1 protein-coding gene is annotated in these 1673 nt (G+C 70.4%); it reads right to left on the reverse strand.

Features of this window, described 5'->3' with window-relative positions:
• Positions 1-188: 188 nt before the first annotated feature.
• A complete protein-coding gene (locus tag VAE46_RS05820) occupies positions 189-1466 on the reverse strand; it encodes an IS1182 family transposase (protein WP_322795976.1) in 1278 nt (425 codons plus the stop codon).
• Positions 1467-1673: the final 207 nt, after the last annotated feature.

Consider the following 1673-nt stretch of genomic DNA (forward strand, 5'->3'; position numbering starts at 1 on the left):
CCGGGTTCGGGAAGGCCCCGGGATGCCCGACCGGATCGGGCCGATCGCCCGAACGGCGCCGGGGCCCCGCCGCCAACTAGGAGCCTGTCCCGGTAAGAGGTGAAAGCATACGCTTACGCCGGGGGGCGTCGGTCGCATGCAGGTGGACGGTAAACATGTTTAGTCACGGACGGCTACGACCCGGGTCATTAGGCCCGGGCCGCCGCCAGCTTGAGCAGATTGTGGGCGATGGCGACCAGGCTGAATTCGCCTTGGACCTGGGTCCAGCCGCGGAGCAGGAACCGCCGGAAACCACGGGCCGCCTTGATCTGACCGAACACCGGCTCTACGGTCACCTTGCGCAAGCGATAGCGACTCCGATGGCCCGCCCGCTTCAGGCGAGCGCGCATCGCCGCCCAGAGCGAGCCGGGGGGCAACTGGCGCGGCGTGTCGGGCGCCCGCTGTCCGTGCCGCTGGCGCCCGACCGCCACGTAGCCGCGGATGTGACGCCGCCGCAGTTCCCGCAAATTCGCCGTCGAGCAGTACCCCGCGTCGGCCGACACCTCCCGGGCCGGCCGGCCGGTGTTGGCCTTGACCTGGGCCAGCAGTGGCGGCAAGGCCTGCACGTCCGTCGGCGTCGGTGTCACCTGCTCAGCCACGATCACCTGACTGGCGGCATCCACCGCAATCTGCACGTTATAGGCCTGCACGAACCCGTCCGGCCCCTTCATGATCCGGCTCTCGGGATCGGTGAAGTTCCACTGGGCCTTCGGGGCGGGCCGCGGCGCCGGGGCGTCGGGCGGGGCGCCGGCGCGGGCCTCGGCTTCCAGCGCCGCCTTGGCCGCGCGAATCTTGGCCAGCCGCTCCTGCTTGTTGGCGACCCACGCCGGCAACTCATCGCCCCGGGGGTCGGGGCCGTGCTCGCCGTCCTCCCGGGCATCGGTGGCCTCGGCTTCGGCCAACCACCGGTCCACCTCGGCGGCCAGCGCCGCTTCGGTCTCCAGCATCCGCCGGTAGCTCATGGCCTTGTGCTTGGAGGCGTTCGCCCGGATCTTGGTGCCGTCCAAGGCGACATGCCCCAAGCGGACCAACCCCGCGCGCCGACACAGCCGCAGCACTTGCTGAAACAGCCCGCGCAGGGCCGGCAGATGGCGGCGCCGGAACGTGGCGATGGTGCGGAAGTCCGGGCGCTGCAGCGCCGTGACGGCCATGAAGTCGACGCGCTCCTCGCAGGCCCGGGCGATGCGGCGCGAGGAGTACAGGCCCTGGCAGTACGCGTACAGCAGCAGCGCCGTCATCATGATCGGGTGATACGGGGGATAGCCCCGCTCCTCCTCGTAGGTGTCGATGATGGCCGCCAGGTCCAGGTCCTCGGCCACCGTATCCCGCACGAAGTGCGCCAGATGCCCGGGCGGGACGAAATCCAGGACCGACGGCGGCAACAGCATCTGCTGCTCGACGCTCCACTCGCGGAAGGTCTTGGCCATGCCGCATTCAACCAATCCTGCCGCGGCGCTGTCCATGCTTTTTCGAGCCGCGCCCGGATTACCGGGACAGGCTCCTAGGGCCGGGTCGCCTCCTCCTTGATCAGGTAGCGCCCGTACTCCTCGCGGCCGATCAGCGGGCTGGAGCGCACCTCGCCCCAGGCCCGGAGGAACTCGCGCCAGGGCACGTCCATGTGCGCCTCGACGATC

Source organism: Tepidiforma sp. (genome assembly GCF_034433535.1).
GTDB lineage: Bacteria > Chloroflexota > Dehalococcoidia > Tepidiformales > Tepidiformaceae > Tepidiforma.

Excerpts from the sequence above, each read along its gene's own strand:
- VAE46_RS05820 (WP_322795976.1), bottom strand. The coding sequence starts at position 1,466 with ATGGCCAAGACCTTCCGCGAGTGGAGCGTCGAGCAGCAGATGCTGTTG.